This window comes from Poinsettia branch-inducing phytoplasma str. JR1 (genome assembly GCF_000309465.1).
Classification (GTDB): Bacteria; Bacillota_I; Bacilli_A; order Acholeplasmatales; family Acholeplasmataceae; genus Phytoplasma; species Phytoplasma pruni.
The window spans coordinates 1-6,404 of the sequence record NZ_AKIK01000046.1 but is presented as its reverse complement, the minus strand read 5'-3'; the positions used below and the strand labels follow the sequence as shown (position 1 = coordinate 6,404).

Below are 6,404 nucleotides of genomic sequence, written 5' to 3'. Positions count from 1 at the left end.
AATTAATAAGTAATTTTTTTATTATGAATTTTTATTATAAATTAAAAATAATGATTTATTTTAGAAATAGTTAGGTATGAATATAATATTTAAAATTATAATTTATTTTTTAATTGGGCAATACTTTATTTATAGTTAACGGATATAGTGTAATTAAAATCAAAAGAAATAATATTTAGCAAATCCTATTTCTTAAATTATGCCAGATGAAGCCAAAAAGGGTGGAGCTAAAGTGATTGTTATGGGCGTTCTGATTCTCCTATCAACTTTTCTATTTCTTCTCTATTAATAGTTTCTTTTGCTAACAATGTGTTAGCTATTTTATCTAATAAATCTTTATTTTCTTTAATTATTTTTCTTGTTTCTTCCATACATTCATCGATAATTTTTTTTAATTTCTTTTTCTACTATTTCATTACGTACAAAAGAATTATTATCATTCTGCATCGGTCCTAAATCACTCATACCTAATTTAGTTACCATTTGAGTAGCTATTTGAGTAGCTTGTTGAAAATCATCAAAATCCCCATTAGAAATATCATCAAATATTAGTTCTTCGGCCGCTCTGTGGTTTAAATAAGAGATAATGTTAGATAACATTTTTTTTTTAGAAGAAAAGAAAGTTTCTTTTTCTGGAAACATTAAATTATATCCATCAGCATTGCCTCTAGGAATAATAGTTATTTTGTGCACTTTTTGAGCATGTTTTAATTTTAAACCAATGACTGTATGTTCCGCTTCATGATAAGCTACCATTTTCTTTTCTTCTTCATCATATTTACGGGATTTTTTCACTGGACCCATTAAAACTAGATCAATAGCTTCATATAATTTTTCATTTGTTATTGTTTCTTTATCATTTCTAACTGTTAAAATAGAAATTTCATTTAAAATGGTTCCTAATTGAGCGCTGTTCATTCCAGGAGTTTGTTGAGCGATTTGATTAAAATCAACTTTGGAAGAAATTTTTTTATTTCTCACATGTACCTTTAAAATAGCTTCTCTAGCTTTAACATTAGGCAAACCTACTTTAAAAAAACGATCAAAACGTCCAGGTCTTAATAAAGCTGAATCCAGTATATCTTTTCGGTTAGTTGCACCGATGACAAAATCAAACCTTTCGTTTGAACAAACCCATCCATTTCAATTAATAATTGGTTTAAAGTTTGTTCGTGTTTATTTTCAAAATCTCCTCTTTTTTTCCAATCGCATCTATTTCATCAATAAATAAGATACAGGGGGAATTAAATTTTAATTCTTTAAATAATTTTTTAATTTTTTTAATAAAGATGCTAAACATTTGTTCAAAAAGAATACAAATTATTTTTTCAAATGCTTTCTTTATTTCTTTTTTTTATATTATCAATGGTAGTAAATTATCTTTTTTAATAATATTAATTTTTATTATAACACAAATAAACCAAAAAACAATCTTTTTTTCTTTTTATTTTGTAAAAAAATTATCAATTTAAGGAAAAAACCCGTTTTATAGTAAAAAAAGAAATTTGGACCAAAAAACATTAAGAGTTGTTTGGTTCCGAAATTTCTTTTTGATAATGAACTAAAGATTGTTGATAAACTTGGATGATTTTTTGAGCAAATATTTCTTGACTATAAATGGCGACTGATTCTTTAGCTTTAAGAGCTAATTTTTGCCTTTCTTGAGGGTCTTGAAATAAAAGAGTTAACTTCTGTATTAATTCTTCTTTAGTGCGGTAAAATAAACCATTTTCGCCCTCTTGAATAACACCTTCCAAAACTGGATCATAACGTACTAATAAAGGTAAAGAAGCGGCCAGAGCTTCAATATAAGTTAATCCTTGTGTTTCAAATAAAGAAGCATTAAGGAAAACATCCCCTAATTGATAATATAAACCCAATTGTTGATAAGCCAAAAAACCTAAAAAAATTATTTTATCATTTAAACCGAGTTTTTTAACTTTTTTGATTAAATTAATTCTATCTGGGCCATCACCAATAATAACAAACTTACTTTGAGGATGTTTAAGATGAAACGCAGCAAAACCTTCGATTAAATATTTAATCTCTTTTTCTTCAGATAATCTGCCTACATAAAGACAAATAAAATTATCTTTTAAACCTAGTTTTTCTTTTAATTGGCGAATTTTTTCAGAAGAAATGTTTTCTTGATAAAAAGGCTTTAAATTAAAACCAGTAGGAATAACGTGATAATTGCTTTCGATAGGATAACGCTCTTGTAAAAAATGAAGTACTTTAGGGGTCGGAACGATAACCGCCTTCACGGTGGAAATATATTTAGTCAATAATTTATCAAAATATTTTACAATAGTTTTTTTCCACATTTTTAACCAAAAGTTTTGGTTAAGTTCGATGAATTTAATATACATCGTGTGAAAAGTATAAACAATAGGTAAATTAAGCTCTTTTGCTGTATAAAGTCCTAAAGAACCGATGCCAAATTCAGTATGTAGATGGATAATATCTAAATTTAGATCTTTTAATAAAGGCAGATATTTTTTATAACTAACCACCCAACGAAAACCTTTTAAAGCTTTCAGAGGAACTGGCAAACCTTTGATCCTGATAATATGAGGATCTTTTTCTTCTTTTATTTGTGGTGAATTAGGGGCGATAATATAAACTTCATACCCTAAAGCTTCTAAACCTAATTTTAAAGATTTAACGGAAACCACAACGCCACTGATTAATGGTTCATATGAATCTGTAAAAAGACCTATTTTCATTTTCATGCCCTACTTATTCGCATTATTTACTAACATAAAAGATATTGCCGCCTTTTTTATTTATCAAAAGGATGATTCTGTTTTTGTAAAGTAGAAACTAAACTTTCCACTTTTTTAAACGAAGGATGTTTGATGTCTAATTTTTTTATTCCGTAAGGAGGTAAAAAAGAAATAGTGATTAAAGGTATTTTGATTTCTATGACTGTTCCGCGACCAAAGGCATTATGTTCTACTTTATCGCCTATTTGGTATAAAAAAGCTTGATGAGGATTAGCTGGTCTAATTTTCATAGTTTTATTAAAATAAGCATCATTAGGATTAGTTAGAGGAAAATTCATTTCTTTCACAAAAGAAGAAATTTCTAATTTCACAAATTGCCCGTATTTCATTCTTTGTGCGACACTAGTAAGATATAAATGTTCTTTCGCTCTTGTAATAGCGACATAAGCTAGACGTCTTTCTTCTTCTAAATCAAAAGTATCGTCAGGATCTTTACTATTGTTTAAAGGGAAAATATTTTCTTCAAAACCAATAATGAAAACCACTTTAAATTCCATTCCTTTTACTTTGTGGACAGTAGCTAATTTAACTTGATCATTGTCATCTCTTTTATCTTGGCTATATAAAGATATTTGGTCTAATAATTGGTTTAATTTTTCCAATACAGTTCCTTTGAATTCTGTGTTCGCTTCAGCGAAAACATTTTTCAATTCTTGGATATAATCTAGAGCGTTTTGAGTTTCTAAAGAATCCGGCTTTTCTCTTAAAGTATCAGAATAACCAACTGTTTTATCCACATAATCCACTATTTCTTCTAATTTATTAAAAGAATGGGAATGTAGTTTATCTTTCATTTTTTGGATTAAAGTTTGAAAAGAAACAATATTTTTGATAATTTTGGAATCAGGAGGATAATGGTTTAAGGCTGCAAAGAAAGAAATGTTTTGATTTTGACTGATTTCTTCGATTTTTTGAAAAGTTACTTTACCTATTTTTCTACTCGGAACATTAATGATTCTTTGGAGGTAAAAATTTTGATCAGTATCCATTAAGACTTTTAAATAAGCTATTAAATCTTTAATTTCTTTTCTTTGGTAAAAAGAGATATTGCCTAATATCTTATAAGGAATCCCTTTTTTCATTAAATTATTTTCAAAGAGCCTTTCTAAAGTATTGTAACGATATAAAATAGCGATATCTCCATAACGACATTGGTTTTTAGCCACTAATCGATCAATTTCTTTAATGACAAAATCAACTTCCGAATTAGCGTTAAAAAATTGGTTAAAAAAGACCTCTGATCCATCGCCTAAAGAACTTTTTAATTCTTTACCGAAACCATTATGATTTTTTTTAATCAATAAATTCGCTTTTTTTAAAATATTATTAGTAGAACGATAATTCTGTTCTAAAATAATTTTTTTAGCTTGAAAATCTTGCACAAAAAGATCGTTATTTTCTTTACTAGCGCCTCTAAAAGAATAAATATTTTGATCCGGATCTCCTACAGCGAATAAATTACGATGTTTTTCGGCTAAAAGTTTTAAAATTTGGTATTGATGGAAATCAGTATCTTGAAATTCATCGACTAAAACATGCAGAAATTTATTTTGGTAAAAAGTTCTAATTTCGGGATAATTTAAGAATAATTCATAAGTATAGATGATCAAATCATCAAAATCGATTAAATTATTATTTTTTAAATAAGTTTGATAAGCATTATATATTTTTTCAATATGATGATCCATCGGAGGAGAATCTTTTCTATGAGGATTTTTCGTTTTAATTAAATAAATTTGTTTTTTTAAAAACGAAGGCAAGTATTTTTCAGAATCTAAATTAAGTGCTTTAACAACATCTTTAATAATTTTTTTAGAATCGTTATCATCTAAAATATTAAAACGCGAATCATAATTGTATGACAAACGATTGATAAAACGTTTTAAAACTTGAAATCCAAAAGCATGAAAAGTATAAATATTAAGAGCTGCATTAGGAATTTGGAGAATATTTTGCACCCTATTTTTCATTTCTTTAGCCGCATTATTAGTAAAAGTAATAGCTAAAAATTGATCATAAGGAATGTTTAATTGTTGAATTAAATAAATTATTCGACTAGTTAAAGTTTTGGTTTTACCTGTTCCCGCCCCAGCGATAACATAAAGAGCGCCTTCTTTATAGGTAACAGCTTTTTTTTGTTGTGGATTTAATGTTTTTAACCATGATTTTTTTAACAAAATGAGTACCTTCTTGTCTTTGTGAAAATGATTTTTTTATTTTAAAAAGAGCAATATTGCAAAAAGATAATGTACAATAACTACTTGTGACATAATAATATTATAACAAAATAAGCTGCCTTTTTCTAAAGGATAAGTGATTTATCTGGAGGGTTCTATATTTATTGATAGTTAAAGATACTGAATGCGACCGATTGTTTGGATTCGAATTTTATATAAAAATAATAAAAAAACTCTACTAATCCCTTCACTAATACTAATAGCGTTTTAAAAAAAAAAAAAATGTTATGTTTTTGAAATTTTATTTAACTTTTTTCATTTTGTTGATAATTACTTATTTTAGGCGTATTTGTAGTATCAGACCTTTTAATTCTGTTAATTTTTGTTTTCTCGCCTTAACTCGTAACTCGTATATATGATTCTATAATTTAAAGATAGGTGCATTTTCGCCTCTATCTTTTTTTATGGTGTTTTTTTCAACTTTTTTTGGTTGAAATAATTTTTATGAATTTGATAAGAAGTTTGATAATTAAATTTAACCAATAACCATTTTTTATTATCATATGTAAATCGTTTTTATCAATCATCCTTCTTTGTTTTATAAATTCTTATATATGGATAAACCCAAAAATAAAAGCTAAATTGTTCTTTGGAAAAACAATTTAGCTTTTATTCTGTATATGGTGAAAAAAACGTTAACATTATTGAGTTTTTTTTCTTTTGAAATTAAATTTATTTTCTTTACCTTCTAGCAAATTGATAATATTTTTGTAATGTTTTAAAAAAATAATAATTGTGGTGGCAAAGATAAAACATAATTCCATACAAGTTTGTGGGGGCTCATTTTGCCTCGAAAGATAAACACCAGTATTAATCCATAAGCCGACATTTACTAAAGAAGTGGCTATAAGAGACGATAAAGAGGCGTACCCGCTAAATCTTACCATAATAACAAAAGATAAGATTCCTAATAAACCCGCTAGGTAATTAATACTTGTGATAAAACCGACTGAACTAGCGATAGCTTTTCCGCCTTTAAATTTGTTGAAAATAGAAAACATATGTCCTAAAACAGCAGCTATACCGAAAAAGACTCTATAATAATTGATTTCCTCAGGAATAATATCATTTTTCGTTAAATATCCAACGATAAAAATAGGAAAAAAACCTTTTAAAAAGTCTAAAATAAAAGTTAGTAGGCCTAATTTAAAACCTAATACTCTAGTTACATTCGAAGAACCAATATTTTGCGAACCTAAAACGCTAATGTCTTTGTTTTTAAAAATTTTTCCTACCAATAAGCCTACCGGAATAGAACCTATTGTATAAGACAATAAAATAATACTTACAATAATAATTATATTTGATATATTCATGTTTTCATTTTTCAAACTTTCTTTTATTTATATTTGCAAGATCGGAAGAGCGTCGTGTAGGGAAA

At 26.9% G+C, this 6,404-nt stretch carries 6 protein-coding genes; all 6 read right to left on the bottom strand.

The genetic code is table 11. The features are described from left to right. Positions 1-239: 239 nt before the first annotated feature. The 6 genes from ON17_RS03840 to plsY all read right to left on the bottom strand — a co-directional run bounded on the left by ON17_RS03840 (position 240) and on the right by plsY (position 6,339). Complete coding sequence (locus ON17_RS03840) at positions 240-371, bottom strand: hypothetical protein (protein ID WP_017191691.1); 132 nt, start codon at positions 369-371, stop codon at positions 240-242. A gap of 4 nt (positions 372-375) precedes the next feature. Next, the gene (locus ON17_RS03835) at positions 376-1,023 is read right to left on the bottom strand and encodes a hypothetical protein (protein WP_017191690.1); all 648 of its coding nucleotides are present in this window, start codon (positions 1,021-1,023) and stop codon (positions 376-378) included. A gap of 136 nt (positions 1,024-1,159) precedes the next feature. Continuing rightward, positions 1,160-1,300 (bottom strand): AAA family ATPase, encoded by a 141-nt coding sequence (locus ON17_RS03830; protein WP_083858413.1) that lies wholly within the window; start codon positions 1,298-1,300, stop codon positions 1,160-1,162. A gap of 220 nt (positions 1,301-1,520) precedes the next feature. After that, positions 1,521-2,732 (bottom strand): alpha-monoglucosyldiacylglycerol synthase, encoded by a 1,212-nt coding sequence (mgs, locus tag ON17_RS01315; protein ID WP_261974246.1) that lies wholly within the window; start codon positions 2,730-2,732, stop codon positions 1,521-1,523. A gap of 50 nt (positions 2,733-2,782) precedes the next feature. After that, the gene (locus tag ON17_RS01310; RefSeq protein WP_017191688.1) at positions 2,783-4,963 is read right to left on the bottom strand and encodes an ATP-dependent helicase; all 2,181 of its coding nucleotides are present in this window, start codon (positions 4,961-4,963) and stop codon (positions 2,783-2,785) included. A gap of 701 nt (positions 4,964-5,664) precedes the next feature. Further along, on the bottom strand, positions 5,665-6,339 hold the full coding sequence (gene plsY / locus ON17_RS01305) for a glycerol-3-phosphate 1-O-acyltransferase PlsY (protein ID WP_026071989.1): 675 nt from the start codon (positions 6,337-6,339) through the stop codon (positions 5,665-5,667). Between the last annotated feature and the right edge of the window lie 65 nt (positions 6,340-6,404).